Annotated in this window: 8 protein-coding genes; all 8 read right to left on the minus strand. The window is 61.6% G+C overall.

Features of this window, described 5'->3' with window-relative positions:
- Window positions 1–213: 213 nt before the first annotated feature.
- Complete coding sequence (locus HU735_RS17610) at window positions 214–672, minus strand: hypothetical protein (protein WP_186714545.1); 459 nt, start codon at window positions 670–672, stop codon at window positions 214–216.
- Between the two features lie 235 nt (window positions 673–907).
- Window positions 908–1,219 (minus strand): hypothetical protein, encoded by a 312-nt coding sequence (locus HU735_RS17615; protein ID WP_186714546.1) that lies wholly within the window; start codon window positions 1,217–1,219, stop codon window positions 908–910.
- Between the two features lie 279 nt (window positions 1,220–1,498).
- The gene (locus HU735_RS17620; RefSeq protein WP_186714547.1) at window positions 1,499–1,750 is read right to left on the minus strand and encodes a hypothetical protein; all 252 of its coding nucleotides are present in this window, start codon (window positions 1,748–1,750) and stop codon (window positions 1,499–1,501) included.
- A 7-nt stretch (window positions 1,751–1,757) separates the two neighbouring features.
- Window positions 1,758–2,459, minus strand: coding sequence for a hypothetical protein (locus tag HU735_RS17625; protein WP_186714548.1), 702 nt, complete (start codon window positions 2,457–2,459; stop codon window positions 1,758–1,760).
- Between the two features lie 148 nt (window positions 2,460–2,607).
- On the minus strand, window positions 2,608–2,955 hold the full coding sequence (locus HU735_RS17630; RefSeq protein WP_186714549.1) for an immunity 8 family protein: 348 nt from the start codon (window positions 2,953–2,955) through the stop codon (window positions 2,608–2,610).
- A gap of 8 nt (window positions 2,956–2,963) precedes the next feature.
- Entirely contained in the window at window positions 2,964–16,478 is a 13,515-nt protein-coding gene (locus tag HU735_RS17635; protein ID WP_186714550.1) for a hemagglutinin repeat-containing protein, read from the minus strand.
- A 483-nt stretch (window positions 16,479–16,961) separates the two neighbouring features.
- Window positions 16,962–17,354 carry an SMI1/KNR4 family protein gene (locus HU735_RS17640; RefSeq protein ID WP_186714551.1) on the minus strand — a complete coding sequence of 131 codons (393 nt, stop codon included), beginning with the start codon at window positions 17,352–17,354 and terminating at the stop codon, window positions 16,962–16,964.
- A gap of 6 nt (window positions 17,355–17,360) precedes the next feature.
- Window positions 17,361–17,873 (minus strand): ShlB/FhaC/HecB family hemolysin secretion/activation protein (locus tag HU735_RS17645; protein ID WP_238349839.1); only part of this gene is annotated, 513 nt, incomplete at its 5' end.

Below are 17,873 nucleotides of genomic sequence, written 5' to 3' on the forward strand. Positions count from 1 at the left end.
ACACCTTTATCACTAAAGTAGCGCAAAGGGGACAGGTTTATTTTCTATACTCTAGACTCCACCTTCCCTGCATGACTGCTCGCCCCCTTCTCTACTACAGAATCGAAACAAGAGCAGGAAAAATAAATCTGTCCCCTTTTTCGTTCGTTAGCACACCTAAAAGCATTCGTATCGGGAAATCCCCAACACGCAGCAGCGGCAATCTAAATTTGCTCACACCTGTGCCGGGACAGGTATATAAACAGCCTCCACCATTGCACTTTTGCCATTCTCCAAATCTGGAACATAGAGCCCTATTTCGAGACCATCTGTCAGTAATTTCAAACCGGAGCCATCGTCCTCGAACTCATAATTGACATGGATCCGTTGGAGAAATTGCTCCAGCAAATCGACCGAAACCCCGAGAAGCGCCTGCCCCTTAAAGTTCAACGATGCTTCAGGATAGTAAAGTTGCACTCCGCTCAAGATATCGTGCTGGTCATACCATGACTTCATCAGGACGTCACCAAAGACATCCGTCGAGCTTTCGGAGAAAGCAGTCTTGGCAAACACCTTGTAGGGGAGCTGTAACTTGGCCCTGACTTTATCACGCCCTCGCACCCCAGCAAATATATCAAGCCCATCTTTTGAACTATACGTAAAATTCAAGCCATCACCTTTCGATGAAACCATTTGAGTCTAGTGCGCCCGCACACTTTAACATCCGCTCGATCACCGCATCTTATTTGCTGCCAAAACGAGAGCGAATGTCACCCACCTCCATCTGCAACAAAAGGGAATAGATTTATTCTCTCGACTCTAACTTTCACCGACCCTGCATGACTACCAGCCCCCTTCATCCAAAGACACCGAAATTAGAGCAGGAAAAAATCCGTCCCCTTTTCCCCGCCCCTCCCCCTTTGCGCCATCAAGTTTTTACTAGAACGAATTCCAAAAAAACATCAGAACCTGAAATCGTGTCAAGAAAATATCTGGCTGACTTTCTCGACGCAGCAGGAAATCTCTTTCCGGCGGATACCGCCAAGGAAGAAAAGTCTGCAATACAATCTAAGTCAGGAATTCTTTTATACCCTACAACTTTAAACCCCTCAATACCGAGTACAGCCGCATCGTGCACCTCACAAAAATCCAGTAACTTACGTCCATCTTCTAAATTGAATAGAGGTGTATCACCCCACATCCTAGTAGGCTCTGCACCCACAAACATGAACTCCTGCATCTCTAATCCCACGCAAAAGCGCAAAAGAGGACAGATTTATTTTCTATACTCTAGTTTCGACCTGCCCTGCATGACTGTTCGACCCCTCCTCCACTACAGAATCGAAACTAGAGCAGGGAAAATAAATCTGTCCCCTTTTTCCCGCTTTCCCCGGTCCCCTTCCCCCCTCTGTACGAGTTCCGCCCCCACCAACGTCAAATGCTTGCCCAGCTTTAAGGGGGCATCGATCGTATACGCCCCTGCACGAGACCGATGCTGATTCAAGTCTATGCGGAACGACTATTCATAAACCTTCGACGCGCACAATATTTTTGCAAAAGTACTCCAGCCAGGGCTAACAACATCATTATCGCCAGAATTTTTTGCATACATCTCCATTGACCTAATCCAGGCTTCCATTGCACCCAAAAATCTTTCTAAGTCCGGATTCTCCCAGTCATCGGGATTAAGCACCAGCCCCTCTCTTAACTCTCCAACAAAATCAGCAAGGTCTTCTTTTGTCTGTATATCTCTAACTCGCTCAAAGCTCATATGAACCTCACTTACAAATACCTCGAACACAGATAACCGACCCATTATTTGGCGTGGTCATCTTCCATCCTTCCTTGGCTACCTCCGCTGGCGTAGCCGGAACAATTTTGATTGGAACGCCCGCCTCAGATGCAGCAAGCAATCGTCTATTATCCAAGCTATAAACAACTCCATCCTTCTCAAATACACGGATAGGAGGCAGGTCATCTGGAGATATTTTTCCTGACTTCAACCCATCGATTGTTGACTGCAGAGTTTTGCCATCCTTGGAGTTATTCGAAACACTATCTTGCGTGAAGCGGATATCTTTCGGATTCGCATAACCGGTCAGGTTTTCTGGTAGCGCAGATGGCAGCTTTTGGCCCGCAGCTCCTCCTCCTTTTGTACCATCTTTGACACCCTTCCCGCCCCCTGGCAACTCCACAGGAGTAGTCGTTGGCTTTTTGGCCTCATGCCCACCACTCCCTTTGCGCCCCGAGGCAACACCCAGAATCATGCTGCTGATGAGCTTGCCGCCCCCCACCAGGAACTTGTCGCTGTCAGACTCCCCATTCAGGACAACACCGCCGCCTTCCATGTGCTCGGCAAGCATCGTGCCGACTCGGGTCATGGCACGGTCGTACTGTTCATTGAGGTCTTGACCGAGCTCCGTCTGCCCAATCGCTGTCGACACCGCCAGCTGTATAACCGCCTTGGGCCCCTGGATCATCGCCAGAGCCAGCGCCAGTTTCTGACCTCGCTCCGGGTCTGTCCCCTTTTTCCCCAAGGTCGGCGTCAGGGTGTCAGATCAAGCCTGAGACTTCTACAGATAAAGCAACACCGGTACATGACCGGCGTTAGATAAACAATCTTATTAATTAGGATTGGTAATCATCAAACTCCCAGGCAAATACCTTCCCCAGCTTTATCACGATAGTTTCCCAGCCATCCCCCTCGCAGCGACTCACATACTCATGAATTAACCCATTAATAGTCGAATAATCATATTCTCGAACAATTAATAGACCTCTCCCCCAACGAGGCTCCCACATCGTCTCTTCCAACCACTTTGGAGTGCAGATGAAAAGCTCAAAATCATCTGCCCCTTGTGTAATATCAAGCCCAATTCGAATACGAAGACTCAAAGAAAAGTTGTCTACATCCTCAGGAACGTAGGTCTCGACATCAAATAAATCATTAGAAATACCTTTTATAACAGCACGCATCATTCCTCCTAGTCAGTCACATTCAGATGGCCGTTACTTACTTTTACGCGCTGACCTGTTACCGGGTTGATGTTGTACATTTCAAAATTGGCCTGCACGCCTGTCGTTGCAAAAGATGAATCTTTTGGTGTTGGCGGCCTATATACACGAGTGCCGTCTGCGCTAATCAAACCAAGCCCATCACTTGTTTTTGTTGCACCATCTCCAACCCAGGTTTTACCCAACTGATTAGCTTCGGAAGATGTACCTTGACCTATAGAGAAGTTCGGATTTTTCGTTCCACTGCCGTTCACAGCTGCAGCTAATCTTGAGTCCTGAGCCGCAATATTGCTCAGATTTTCTTGTATCAGTTGATCCTTCAGCTTTGGATACAAGGCTGCATTTTCAGCGCCGGAGCTAGCAGCTCCCCCTTTTTTACCATCTATGACATCTTTCCCGCCCCCTGGCAACTCCACAGGAGTAGTCGTTGGCTTTTTGGCCTCATGCCCACCACTCCCTTTGCGCCCCGAGGCAACACCCAGAATCATGCTGCTGATGAGCTTGCCGCCCCCCACCAGGAACTTGTCGCTGTCAGACTCCCCATTCAGGACAACACCGCCGCCTTCCATGTGCTCGGCAAGCATCGTGCCGACTCGGGTCATGGCACGGTCGTACTGTTCATTGAGGTCTTGACCGAGCTCCGTCTGCCCAATCGCTGTCGACACCGCCAGCTGTATAACCGCCTTGGGCCCCTGGATCATCGCCAGAGCAAGAGCCAGTTTCTGACCCCGCTCCGGGTCTGCATCCAGATACTCATTGATTTGCGAGCTATAGGTCAGCGCCATCTGCACCGGACCACGACGTTCAATGATCGGCGTAGGGTCAAGCTCCATCGCCCCCCACAGACGGGCAAGCTCGTTCGTCGACTCCTCGTGCTTATCGAACACATGTTCGATCTGGTTAAGGCGTGCCAACACCTCCTGCTGGAAACTCGGCGTGCGCATGAGCGCCTTGGCTTCATCAGGCTTGAAGTTCGCCATCAGCAGGGCTTCATAGGTGTCCTCTGCGAGCTTCACCCCGCCAATGGCCACGGCACCTGCATCCAACTGACGCCCTTGAAGGCGCTCGAAGCGATTGACCAGAACATTGACGACATTGCCGGCCTGCTCGAGGTTCTTCAGCGCAGTCTTGTCATAGTTGCGAAGCTCGTTGGACCACCTGTTCACCGTGGCTACTGGGTGAAGCGCATCGTTGACCGCCGTGTCACTGATGTAGAGGTCGGTGCGCGACTCGTGGTCTCGAGTGATCTGGTAAGCCTTGTCCAGGTCCCGATTCAGCCCGACCGTGGAGTCCTGGCCGGTGTCGGCATCCCCGCGCACTGTGATGTCGCCGGCACCAACGGTGGCACGGACAATCTGCTCGCGGTCTTTCTCGTACTCCCAGCCACTGACGGTTGCACTCTTCTCGTCCTTGGCATTCTTGACCGGCTTCCAGCTGCCACCGACATTCAGGTAGTAACCATGCTCCTGGTCCTTGCCCGCGATATCACGGTGCCCCAACGTGCCGGTGTCGAGCTTGAGGTTGCCGTTGTCGGAGGCGATCAGGGCACCATCGAGCTGGGTGTGGTTTTCGGTACGGATATCGACCTTGTCCCGAGCGCTGATGCGGGTCTGGTTCTCCACCCACTCGGTTTCGCCCGTGGTCTTGCCTTTGCCGACCGAGCCACTGATACCCGAGCCCGGGCCGATGGTGACGGTGGCACTCAGGTCGAACTCCTTGCCCTTGACCTTGCCGGTGTCAATGGCCGAGGCCACGCTCAGGTCGCCCCCCACACGGCCGATGACTTCGTCCCCGCGCACCTGGGCACCCTGGATGTTGGTGTCCTTGCCGCTGGTGAACTTCAGCTGGTCGCCCGCGTAGACATAGGCCTCCTGGTGACGCTGGGCATCGCGTTCCAGCGCGCCCTTGCCAAGGTTGACGCTGGCATAGATACCTACCCCTTCCGAGCCGAACGCCAGGCCGACTTCACCTCCGCCGCTGCGGCGGTTCTGCTCGTAGTGCGAGTCGTTCTGCGCAGCGCGGATGTTCAGGTCATTGCCTGCGGCCAGGTCGATGTCACGCCCGGCCTTGACCTGCGAACCGACGATGTTCAGGTCGTGGCTGGCGTCGAGCTTGATATCGCGCCCCGCCTCGAGCTGGCTCGGCGTCGAGTTGCCCTGGGTGCCATCGGCACCCGCAGTACCGTGGCTGCCACCAATACCAACTTTGAAGCCACCGCTGGTACCGCCGTGGATGCCCCCCCAGCTCTGCGACTGGCTGCTTTCCTGGCTGCTGCTGCCCTTGGCCACATCAATGTTGATATCGCGTCCCTTGACGTCGATATCTCGCCCGGCCTGCACCTGGCTGCCCTTGATATTGACGTCGTTGCCCGCCTGCAGCTTCACATCGTTGCCAGCGTCCAGCGTCGAGGGACGGTTGTTCTGTTCGACACTTTGCTGGCTGCTGGTCTGCTTGCTGCTGCCGATCTTGCCGTCACCGGTCGGGCCGGCGAAGAATTGACTGATCGCATCCAGGGTCTGCAGGGCGCTGGAGCCCTTGCTCACCCCATTCTCGCCCTTGCCGGTGTTGCTCAGCGCGTCCTTGGTCTTGCCCAGGTTATGGTTGACCGAGCCACTGATACCATGCCCCTCGTACTCACGCTCCAGTTCCTGGATACGGGTTTCGCGTCCCGCGTCGATGTTGATATTGCGACCAGCCCCCAGGCTGATGTCATGGCCGGCCACCAGGTCGGAGCCAGTCTGGTTGATGTCGCGACCGGCCTTGACATCCAGATCCTGCCCGGCCTGGATGCGACTACCAGCAGCCAGCTGCTCGCGCAGACGGTCCTTGGCCTTCTCCTTCTCGACACCGGCGAAGAAGTTCATGCCGTTGTCGTCACTGTCGAAGCGCAGGCCTGTCTTGCTCGAACTCGACCAGTGCGAGTTGTCGCTCTGGTTCTGCGCGGCGCTGACATTGACATCGCGCCCGGCGTTGAGGCTGACGTTGCGTCCGGCGCTGACGCCGCTACCCAGCACGTTGATATCGCGGGCCGCCTGCAGGGTGGCGTCACGCTCTCCACTCACCTGACTGCCGACGCTGGTGCTGCTGCGAGCCTCCTGCCCGGAAGCCTTGGCCGAACCGATCGACACCGATGGCAGGACCGTGCCCGGTGCGATCGGCATCATCAGCGCTGCCGGGTTCAGGATGATCTCGGGGGAAAGCGACAGTTTGAACTTCTTCTTGTATTCCTCCGACCGGCTATAGGCCGTGTCATTGGCCGACACCAGGTTGACGTCACCCTCTTTGTCGATTAACCCAGCACGCAGTTCGACGTCCTTGCCGGCATTGGCCTCACTGGCGCGCAGGCGCACATCGCTGCCTGCGGCGATGACGATGTCGTTGCCGGCATCCAACTCGCTGCCGACCTGCTTGGCCTGGGTCTGCAGCTGGCTCTTGCCGCTCTTCGAAAGGCCCAGGAAGCCGGACTTGGTCTTCTTGCTGTACTCGCCGTGTTCCTCGACGCCGGACAGCACCGCCACGTCGCCGGTGGCACCGAGCATGACATCGCCGCCGGCCTTGAGCTGGCTGCCGATCACCGAGACATCGCGACCACCGTCCAGGGCAATGCCGCCGCCCTCCTTCTTGCTGACGTTGACGGTCAGGTCGCCACCGGCCTCGATCACCGAGGCGACGTTGGTGCTGTGGTAGCTCTCCTGCTGCTTGGAGCTGCCGCGACCGAACGAACCCTTGCTCTTCTTCAGATAGTACGAAGCGCTTTCGTTCTGCTCGGAGGCGATGGTCAGGTCGCGCTCGGCGTTGATGTCGACAGCGCCCTTGCCCTTGACCTGGCTGGCGACGATGGCCATGTCCTGGCCCGCGGACAGCGAGACATCGCCACCGGCCTTGACCGTGGTCGAGACCTGGGTGACCTGGTCATTGGACTGGGTGACCTTCTTGCTGCGGCTGAAGCTGTGCGCTTCGTTGGCGGCGGAGGTCAGGTTCAGGTCCTCGCCGGCGGCCAGGGTAAGGTTGCGGCCCGCGTCGATCTGGCTGGCCACGGCGGTGAGGTCGCGGCCGGCGCCGAGGCTCAGGTCGCGGCCGGCGCTGACCGTGGCGCCGTGCTGCTGCACCGTGCTGCTGCGCTGGCGATCGGTGTAGAAGCCTTGACGTTCTTCGACCGACAGCAGGCTCACATCACGACCGGCACTGAGCGACAGGTCGCCGCCGCTCTGGATCACGCTGGCGACGTTCTTGATGTCCTGCCCGGCCTTGAGGCTGAGGCTGTTGCCGGCCTCGATACGCGCGGCGCTTTCAAGATAATCCTTCTGCTCACGCACGCCGCCGTAAACGATGTCCGTGCGCGTGAGGTCGCGTCGGTTGATCAGGTCACCGTTGATGGCGGTCAGGCTGACGTCACGACCGGAGACGATGCCACCGGCACTGTTGACCAAGCTGTTGCCGGCCAGCAGGTCCAGGCGCTCGCCGGCCTGGACCAGGCCGGTGTTGGTCAGGTCCTTGCCGGCGGTGGCGCTGAGGTTACGCGTGGCCCGCAGCGTGCCTACGTTGTCGAGATTCTCCCCGGCGATCAACTGGACGTCCTGCCCCGCGATCAGCGCACCGTCAGGCGCCAGTCGGCCATTGGCATGGGCCAGGTACAGCACTGGCGCAAGTACCTGCTCACCATTGATCTCGCGTGCTTCGAGCCAGACGATGTCGTGGGTCAACGCCGCGACCTGGGCGGAGGTCAAACCGACACCCAGACTCAGGTTGAGCTGGTCCTTGCTGCGGATGGCATTGTCCATCAGGTGCTTGTACAGCTGCTCGCCGGAGGTCTGGCCATCGATGAACTGCTGGCCGGTGCGAGCCACCACCGCCTGCTGGATCAGGCGTTGCTCGTAGAAGCCGTCACCCAGACGCTTCCAGCTCTTGTCCGGATCGAAGCCCAGGTTGCCAAGCAGGTAATCGGAGCTCATGAACTGCTTGAGGTCGGTCAGCACCGGATTGGTTTCGATCAGATACTTGTGCGGCTTGCTCGTGTACTGGCTATCCGGCAGGCGAGTGACGCCCGCAATCCAGGGGCGAGCGCCGATACCCGGCTCCTGCGCTACCAGCTCGGCGGCCTGCGCACCTGCGCTCGGTGGGGGAACGTAGCTATCCACGGCCTCGCCCGCAGGCGCATTGACCCCGATGACACTGGCCTTGGCAGCCGACTCGACACGCTGGTGGGCAACGCGATCGATTGCCTGCTCACTTCCTCTGGACGCGGACGCATCCATTGCCTGGATCGAGCCCGGTCGGGAACTGGCCAGCACCTCACGCTCATGCGAGGTGACAGTGGCGTTGCCCAGTGTCCAGCGCTGGGCGGTGCCAGTGGCTGCATCGCTGCCTTTGCCACTCAGGCGGAACAGGCCATTCTGCCCGGCTGGCAGGCTGAAGCCTGGCAGGGTGGTGGGATCGACCTGTCGCTGGGCCAGATCAGGTGGCAACTGCGCATTCAGGTTGACCACCGTGGGCTGCGTCACGCTGGATACCTGGGTATCGAACGAGCGATTGCCGGTAGCCGTTGCCGCCCTGTTCACAACGATATTGCTGATGCTGCCTGCGGCAGTGAGCTTGGCCGTCCCGGCGGCCTGAATGACCGCTGGAGCGATGAACTTCTGATCCGGCTGGACCACGGGCTCTGCATCGATGCCGTAAAATACCCCGGGGTCGAACTTCGCGACCAGTTTGTTGAAGGCGGCTTCATCAAACGGCCCGGAACGAGGGTGTGCCTGGTTGTAGGCGTTGACTTCGTTAATCAACTGGAAGAAATACGCCCTGGGGATCTTGACTCCAGCCCCCACCTCTCTGCCAACGGTTCCCGACCTGGAACGCTCACCCTCGTTGGTAATGCTGCCGGCCGTGATGGTGAGATCATTGCCCGCCGAGATCACACTTCGAGAATTGAGAACGCTGTCCCCACCGATGGTCAGGTTACGCCCGGCAGCCAGGGTTGCCGTTGGCGAATCTTCCAGCACCACGGTTTCCTGGGTCTTGTAGATGTGCACCGGCCCCCTCACCCGCGGCCCTTTGCAATGCTGGACGCAGTAGATGGTCATGTAGCCATCGGTGATCTGGTGGCTGGCCCTGAACTTGTCGCGTTTGTTGACGAAACTGGATGCCTGCAGGTTGATGTCGCCGGCCGCCTCGACAGTGCCGGAGCTGTTCAGGAAGGTTGCCGCAGAACTACCCGCGGTGACGCCGGCAACCAGCAGATTGCCCAGGCTGTACACATCCGCGTAGCGATTGCTGAAATCGGCGGTGCCAATCGTCATGTCCCGCCCACTGAACAGCAAGCCTCGACTTCCGTCGGCAGCCTGGTCGTTGTGGACGGAGTGGGTGATCAAGTTCAGGTTGCGTGAAGCGGCCAATGCACCGTAGTTCGACAGGCTGCCCGCGTTGATCGTCAGGTCATTGGCCGCCGACAAGCGCCCAAGGTTGCTCAGCTGGTCGCCGATGTTGACCACAATGCTGTCGCCACCGGCGATGCTTGTGGCGGTGCCCAGGCTCATCTGCGCCGCAGTCAGGGTCATGTTCCCCAGGCTGGTCAATCGGCCGTTGCCCGAATAGGCACCACCCAAGGTCAGGTTCAATGTGCCATCGCTGGCAATCAACCCGTCATTGAGCCAGTTGCCGCCCGTGCCCAGCAACGCCTTGGTCGCCAGCAACTGCCCGCTCGAGGTCTGGCTGAAATTGTTGACATTGAGCTTGAGCGTGCCGGCTTGCAGCACGCTGCTGTTGACCCAGCTGTCGGCACTGAGATTCAGGGTGCCATGCGTCAACAGGCGACCTCCCGCCGCCATGACCTGCTGGCTGCTGACACCGAAATCGCCATTGCCGACGTGTACGATGCTGCCCCCGGTGTTCAACAGATCACCAATGACCAGGGCAAGATCGGTGTTGGCGGTTTCCACGGTTCCGTTTCGGTTATCCAGCACCCCGCCAATCTGGAATCGCGTTGTGCCGCTGTTGCCCAGGGCACGCAGTTTCCCCGCCTGGTTGTCCAGGCTGGCGGCTGCGATGGCCAGGGTGCTGGCGCTTTCGATGATGCCGCCGCGGTTGTCCAGGGCGCTGCTCAGTCCGATGTCGATACGCTGGCCGACCATTTCGCCGCGCGCGTCGCCACCGTTGAGCAGGCTGGTGCCGGTGACCTTGAGCAGGCTGCCGGCGGAGATGCCGCCGTCACGGTTGTCCAGCTGCCCGGTGCGGATCAGCGCATCACCGCCCAGCGCTGCGATACGCCCGCCATGGTTGTCGAAGCTGGCGCTTTGCACATCGATGCCCAGGGCCTGGAGAACGCCGCGCTGGCCATTGGCGTCGCTGCCGTTACGCAGTACACCGGTGGTGCGCACGCCCAGCGACTGCTTGAGGCTGGCAAGGATGCCGCCGCGGTTGTCGAGGGTGTCGGCGGTCACGCTCAGCGCGCCATCCTGGGCGATCAGCTTGCCGCCCTGGTTGTCGAGCACACCGTTGGCCTGCACGCTGATCGCGCCCTTGGCCTGCACGGTGCCCTTGGCGTTGTTCAAACTCGCCACCTGCAGGCCTACCTCACCCTGCTGGCTGTAGATCAGGCCATCGCCTGTGTTGCTGAGCGCCCCGCTGCTGTTGAGCACGAGCGCGCCATTGGCGGCCAGGGTGCCGCGCTGGCTGTTGTCGATGCTGTCGGCCAGCACCTTGAGCAGGCCCTGGCTGGCGATCTGCCCAGCCTGGTTGTCGACCAGCCCGACGCGCTGGATCAGCAGGTCCTTGCCGGCGAACAGCGTGCCCTTGCGATTGAGCAAATCGCCGAGCAGGTCGAGGGTCAGGGCGCCCTGGGCGGTGAGGTTGCCGTCGTTGTTGTTCAGGCTCGCGGCGCTCAGGCCGAGGTCCTGGCGGGTGGCCACGCGGCCGCCGTGGTTGTCGAGGGTGCCGGCGCTGATAACCAGCTTTTCACCGGCATCGATCAGGCCGCCCTCGTGGTTGTCCAGTGCCGCCGTGATGGTCAGCTGCTGGCCGCTGCCGCTGGACAGGATGCCCTTGGCGCTGTTGTCCAGGCTGTCGGCCTTGACGTCCAGGCGCTGCTGGGCGACCAGCGCGCCGCCGTCGCTGTTGCGCAGGGCGCCGGCCACGGTCGCCTGCACGGCACCGGAGCGACTCGACAGCGTGCCTTGCTGGCGGTTGTCCAGGCTCTGGCCGGTAACGGTCAGCCCCTGCCAGCCCGAAACCAGGCCGTTGCGGTTGTCGATGGCGCCGCTGGTGATGGCCAGGGTCTGTTCGCTGATCAGCTTGCCGTCACGGTTGTCCAGCTCGCTGAGGTCCAGGCGCAGGGCCTGGGCGGTGGAGATCTCGCCGCTCTGGTTGGTGAGCTTGGCCAGGTTGGCGAGGGTCAGTGGGCCGGCGGTGGTGATCAGGCCGGCGCCGTTGTCGAGGTCGGCGCCGAGCAGGTCCAGTGCAAGGCTGCTGCCGAGCAGTTTACCGCCGTGGTTGTCCACGCCTTTGCTGGTGAGTGTGAGCGCGTCCTTGGCTTCGATGCGGCCACCGTCGCGGTTGCTCAGCAAGCCATCTACGGTCACCTGCAAGCCACTCTGGCTGCTCAGGGTGCCGCCGCTGTTGTCCAGCACGCCGGCATGAACCTCCAGCGACTGGCCACCGATCAGGCCCTTGAGGTTGTCCAGGCGCTGGCTGACCCGCAGCAGCAGGCCCTGGTCACTGAGCAAGCGGCCGTTGCCGTTGTCCAGTTGCTCGGCGGCGACGGTGAACGCTTGCGCGCTGGAAATCTCACCGCCTTGGTTGGCCACGGTCTTGAGGTTGTTCAGCAGCAGCGACGGGGCGTTGATCAGGCCGCCACGGTTGTCCAGGTGGCCATGGCCCAGGTCGAGGTTCACCGAAGAGTCGCTGAACAGCTTGCCGCCCTGCTGGTCGAGGCCGGTAACCGTCGCGCTGAGTGCTTCGCGGCTGCCCACCCGACCGCCGTCACGGTTGTCCAGCTGGCCGGCGTGCAGGTCGAGGGTGCGGTTGCTGCTGACACTGCCCTGGCGGCTGTTGTCCAGGTGGCCGGTGGTAATGGCCAACGCGCCCTTGCTGGCAATAACGCCCTTGTCAGTGTTGTCCAGGCTGACACTGGCCAGGGTGATATCGCCGTCGCTGAGCAACTCGCCACCCTGGTTGAGCAGCGCGCCCACCGTGGTCAGCTTCAGGCTGCCGGCGCTGTCCAGTTTGCCGGTGCTGTTGTCCAGGCTCTGCGCGGCCACCACCAATTGGCCCTCGGCGCTGATCAGGCCGAGGCGGTTGAGTGCCGCGCCGGTCAACGCCAGGGTCATGTCCCGCTGGCTGGTCAGGCGGCCACCGTCGTTGTCCAGGGTCAGGCCGGTCAGGGTCAGGCCGGTCTGGGCCTCGATGCGTGCCTTGTTACGGTTGAGCAGGCCCTGCAACGCGAGGGTCATGCCCGTGCCGGCGACCAGCAGGCCGCCGTCGCTGTTGTCCAGCGAGGTGCCGGTCACGCCGACGGCGGCCTTGCCGGTGATCTCGCCGCCACGGTTGTCGATGCGATCAACGTCCAGGGTCAGCGCGCCGTTGCTGCCGAGCAGGCCCGCCTCGCGGTTGTCCAGCTCGCCGCCCTTGACCTGCAACTGCTCCAGGCTGACCAGCGAACCCGCAGTGTTGAGCAATGTGCCAGCCTGGATCTCACCACGGCCTTTGCCGGAGACCTTGCCCTGGCGGTTGTCCAAAGTGCCGGCGTCGATGTTCAGGGCGGTGTCGCCCACAAGAATGCCTTGGCGGTTATCCGCGCGGGTGGCGCGCAGGTCCAGGCCCTTGGCCGAGACCAGCCCCTTGGTATTCTCCAGTACCTGGGCAATACGCACCGTCAGAACCTGGTCGCTGATCAGCTTGCCCTGGCGGTTGTCCAGCGTCGTGGCGGCGAGGGTGAAACCTTGCGGGCTGGAGATCTCGCCCTTCTGGTTGTCGACGCTGCCGAGATTGTTCAGCACCAGCAGCGGAGCCTTGATCAGGCCATGGTTGACCAGCGCGCCCTGGCCCAGGTCAAGGGTGATCGAGGCCTTGCTCAGCAGGCGCCCGGCCTGCTGGTCGAAGCCTGTGGCGGCCAGGCTCATTGCGCCATCGCTGTCGATGCGGCTATCGCTGCCTGCATTGTTGACCTGGCCAGCCTTGATGGTCAGGCGGTCGTTGCCGACCACATGGCCACTGTCGCGGTTGTCCAGCGCGCCAGTGGCGATGTCCACGGCCCCCTGGGCGCCGATCTCGCCGGCACGGTTGTCCAGGCTGGCGCTGCGCAGGTCGAGGGTGCCGTCGGCGGTGATCGAACCGCGCTGGTTGTCTACCTTGCCGGTGGTGGCCAAAGTGAGCTTGCCGGCGCTGCTCAGCTCGGCGTCGCTGTTGTCGAGGCTGGCGGCGCCGATATCGAGGTCACCTTCGCTGGTCAGCAGCCCCTTGCCGTTGTCGAGCGCCTGGCCCAGGCGCAGGCGTGCACCCTGCTCGCCGGAAACACGCCCGTCGCGGTTGTCCAGGGTCTGGCCGTCGAGGGTCAGTTGGCCCTTGCCACGCAGCAGGCCCTGGGCCTGGTTGATGACCTCGGCCACCGTCAGCGCCAGGTCGGTGTCGGCCAGAACCTGGCCGCCGGTGTTGTCCAGGCGCTGCCCGGTCAGGCTCAGCGCCTTGGCCGCGGACAGCTCGCCGCCACGGTTGTCGACGTTGTCCACGGTCAGGTGCATACCCTGGCCGGCACCCAGCACGGCGCCCTGGCGGTTGACCAGCGAACTGCCCTTGAGGGTCAGCTTGCCATCGGCGGACAGCTTGCCGCCGAGTTGTTCCAGGCGCGTGACCTGCCCATTGAGATCACCGCCGCTGGTCAGGCTGGCGCCGCTGTTGTCCAGGTGGGCAGCGACCAGATCGAGGTTGCCCTTCGCACCGAAGATGCCGAGCTGGTTGAGCAGTTCGGTGCCATTGAAGCGCACCCCGGCCTGGCCGCTGACCAGGCCCTGGTCGCGGTTGTCGAGGTGGTCGATGGTCAGCGTCATCGCGCCATCACCCTCGATCTTGCCGCCGCGGTTGTCCCAGCGCTGGCCGTGCAGGGTCAGCAGGTCCTTGCCCTGCAACCGGCCGCCACGGTTGTCCAACTGCCCCGCGTCGATATCAGTGGCACCCTGGCCATTCACCAGGCCCTTGGCCTGGTTGTCCAGCAGGCCGGTGACCTTGGCGGTCAGCGTGCCATCGCTGAGCAGCTTGCCCTGCTCGCGGTTGTCGAGGCTGGCGGCGTTCAGCGTCAGTGCCTTGCCGGCAGCCAGCACACCTTGGCGATTGTCCAGCGCCTGGGCGACTACCAGCTCCAACGCCCCACCCGTTACCGTACCCTCGCGGTTGTCGAGGCTGCCGGCCTTTACCTGGCCGTGGCCGGTGCTGGAGATCTCGCCGTGCTGGTTGTCGATGGCTGCGCGGGTGGTCAACTCCAGGCCGGACTTGCTGGTGACCACGCCGCCCTGGTTGTGCAACGCCAGGGCCTGGATATCCAGGCCGTCGGCCGAGACCAGGCCATCCAGGTTGTCGAGCAACTGGTCGAGGCGCACGGTCAGGGCCTGCTCGCTGTAGAACTTGCCACCGGTGTTGTCGAGGCTGCGGCCCGTCAGGGTGAAGGCCCTCTTGCTGGAGATCTCGCCACGCTGGTTGTCGATATCGGCCATCTGCCGCAGACGCAGCTGGTTGGCGGCGATCTCGCCGTCACGGTTGTCCAGCCGGCCATGGTTCAGGTCGAGGGTCAGCTCGGTGACGCTGCTCAGTTGGCCACCTTGCTGGTCGAGCCGCCCGACATTGACGTTGACCGCCTGGTTGCCGCTGATATGGCCGCCCTGGCCGTTGTTCAGGGCCTGGGCAGTCAGGTCAAGGGAAGTCTGGCTGGCGATCCGGCCGGTCCGGTTGTCGACCAGGCCCTGGCTGGTGACGGTAATGCCCCGGTTGGCCAGGACCTTGCCATTGCGGTTGTCCAGGCTGCCTAGGTTCAGGGCCAGGGCATCGAGGCTGGACAACTCGCCGGCCTGGTTGTCGAGATGCGCCCAGGTGGCGTTCAGTGCCCCTTGGCTGATGATCTGGCCACGATCGCTGTTGAGCAGTTGCCCACCGGTGAGGGTCATATGTCCGTCAGCAAGGACCTTGCCCTGCTGGCGGTTGTCCAGCGTTGCGGCGTTGATGTTGACATTGCGCCCGGCGCTAAGGCTGCCGCCCTGGTTATCCAGGCGTCCACCCGTGAACAGCGTCAGGTCACCGCTGGCGATCAGGCGTTGGTTGCGGTTATCCACGGCACCGGCGTTGATCTTCAGGTCGGCGTCGGCCGCGCGGCTGCCATCGGCCTGGATACCGGCCTGGATGCCCCCAAGGTTGCTCAGTTGGCCTGCCGCGTCCAGTTGCACCGAACCCGCGGCAGTCAGCCCCTGGCGGTTGACCAGGTCACCGCGGCTTTCCACCTGCAGTTGCTTGCCGGCATGCACCGGCCCCTGGGTTTCGATACCGGTCACCCGGATGCGCACATCGCCCCCGGCGCTGGCCTGAACCATGCTCAGCTGGCCATTGGCATCGAGCTGGATATCGCCACCGCTGGCAATCATCCGCCCATCAAGGCGCACACCGACACCGGCCTCGGTCCCCACCAGCCTCACCGCGCCGGCATACATGCCGCCCAGCGCGCTGGAGTCGATCGCCAGGCTCGGCTTGGCGCTGCCGTCGTCAGCACGCGCAGTGGCCGCCAGGGTGCGGGCATCGACATCGTTGCGCCCGGCGACGATGGCCAGGTTGCGGGCCTGGATCTCGGCGTTGATCTTGGTACTGCGGGCAATCAGCTCGAAGCTGTCGACGTTGCTGGCATTGATCCCCGCGCCTTCGATGGCGATGTGGCCCTGGTCGACCTGGTAACGGGTCAGCTGGCCGTTCTCGATCACCGGCTTGCCGGTGCTGAGCGTGGCCTGTGGCGTGTTGATGAAGCCGCAGCCATCGCAGGTGATGCCGTGGGGGTTGGCGACGATGACATGCGCTGCATGCCCGGCCACTTCGGTATAGCCGCGCAACTGGCTGGCGTTGGCACCGTTGACCTCGTTGAGGATGGTACTGGCCGCCTGGCCCTGCAGGTTCGGGTTGCCAAGGATGATCCCGCCCAACTGGGTAGCCTGGGTGCGCTCGGTGGCGTTGTTGAGGATCAGCCCCTGCTGGCCGACGTTGTAGTCGCTGAACTGGTTGTGCGACAACCCGCTGCCGTTGGGCGCGGCAATGTTGACGATCGGCACGCCGTTGCCCGCCTGGCCGAGGCTGGTGCCTGGCCCGCTGACCACCACGCCTTCGGCGGCCTGCGCCCACAACGGTTGCCAGAACATGGCGTTGGCCAGCAGGAAGGCCAGGCCACGCTTGGGCAGCCCGCAGAAGCGCTCGCGGGGCTGAATTGCGGCCGAGCGTTGGCGGGCCAGGAAGGCAAACAGGCGAACGTCCATGTCAGGTCTCGTGAATCAGGCGGTCAGATGACAAAGTCCAGGCGCAAGTACACCGGGCATTCCTTGTCGGTCAGCATGTCGGGGCGTTCCAGGCTGTGCGAAGGTAAGCACGCAGGCTCGCCCCCGCTGACAACGCACAGGCATCATCCAGTGCCTGGCCCCCGAAAAAAGAGCGCGAGATGTTATTTGGCCATCACGTAAACGTCAAATTAATATCGTCAAAAAACCGTGAAACCATCTACTGCCTGTTCCAGCAGTCACCCAGGCTGAAACGCCAGGCAGCCTGAAGCCACCAGCGCACTGCATCCAGGGCTATCAAGGACGTCGGGAGGGGAGAAATCGGTGCCATGCCTCATCTGGGCATGCGCACCGCAAGAAGCCACACAGAGAAGAGACGAACTGGCCGCAGCGGCCAGCAAGGACCCGCGAAGCGAAACCGGGAGACACCGCCTGGTGATTCCCGGCCCTTGCAGTTCACACGGACTACAAGTCACCCAACAGTTCGCGTATGAACTCGGAGAAACTGTCCGCCACCTGATGAGCCTCACGGCTCACCGGGTCGATATCGACAACCACCCAGCCATTGTTCGTGTCGAACCCTGAGCAGTAACCCTGCAGGTCATCGCCGAACAGCAGGATGCCTTCCAGGGCGTTGTCCCCGTCCTCATCGTAGACCTGGTCAGGCGTAAGCAGGCCTTCGTACAACATATAGGCCGCCTCACCCACTTCCCCCCATCCAAGCTCCCTGATGAACGCCAGGTAATCGGCCGGCACCTGCGAATGGGGGCCAGCCAGGGCCGAGAGTACCCGCGCTTCGGCGGTCGCCAGCTTGGAAAGGGGGCCGGACACCTTGTCCGGCTGCAGATCGTCATACATTCCCATTCAGATGAAGAAGTCCAGGCGCAAATACACCGGGCGTTCCTTGTCGGTCAGCACGTCGGGGCGTTCCAGGCTGTGGGCGAAGGTCACGCTGGCGGCCATGTGCTGGCCACGGGCGAACAACTCCAGCGAGTGGCTGCTGGCACGGCCGTGGTACTCGCCGTTGTAGCGATCGTTGCGGATCACGCCCAGGTCGTAGCCCAGGCCCATCCCATATTCAGCCACCAGCGGCTGCAAAGCCTGCCAGGCCACCGGACGGGTCCAGCGCAGGTCGTTGCGCCAGTAGCCGCCGCTGTCGCCGGACAACGACTGGTCCTTCAGCCCGCGCACCGACGACAAGCCGCCAAGGCTGATGCGCTGCGGGCTAAACAGCACGTCCTCGCTGCGCTGGCCGGTGGCCAGGCTGCTGAAACTCAGGCGCTCGCCGAAGAGCTGGAAGCCCTGCACGTAGCTGAGCGTGGCGCTGTACTTGCGGTAGCGCGCCACCGGCTGGCCCGGGCGTGGATGGCCGTTGTC

This window comes from Pseudomonas sp. BW16M2 (genome assembly GCF_014268865.1).
In the GTDB taxonomy this organism is placed as follows: Bacteria; Pseudomonadota; Gammaproteobacteria; order Pseudomonadales; family Pseudomonadaceae; genus Aquipseudomonas; species Aquipseudomonas peradeniyensis.

Excerpts from the sequence above, each read along its gene's own strand:
- HU735_RS17635 (WP_186714550.1), bottom strand. The coding sequence starts at position 16,478 with ATGGACGTTCGCCTGTTTGCCTTCCTGGCCCGCCAACGCTCGGCCGCA.
- HU735_RS17640 (WP_186714551.1), bottom strand. The coding sequence starts at position 17,354 with ATGTATGACGATCTGCAGCCGGACAAGGTGTCCGGCCCCCTTTCCAAG.
- HU735_RS17625 (WP_186714548.1), bottom strand. The coding sequence starts at position 2,459 with ATGATCCAGGGGCCCAAGGCGGTTATACAGCTGGCGGTGTCGACAGCG.
- HU735_RS17620 (WP_186714547.1), bottom strand. The coding sequence starts at position 1,750 with ATGAGCTTTGAGCGAGTTAGAGATATACAGACAAAAGAAGACCTTGCT.
- HU735_RS17630 (WP_186714549.1), bottom strand. The coding sequence starts at position 2,955 with ATGCGTGCTGTTATAAAAGGTATTTCTAATGATTTATTTGATGTCGAG.
- HU735_RS17610 (WP_186714545.1), bottom strand. The coding sequence starts at position 672 with ATGGTTTCATCGAAAGGTGATGGCTTGAATTTTACGTATAGTTCAAAA.
- HU735_RS17615 (WP_186714546.1), bottom strand. The coding sequence starts at position 1,219 with ATGCAGGAGTTCATGTTTGTGGGTGCAGAGCCTACTAGGATGTGGGGT.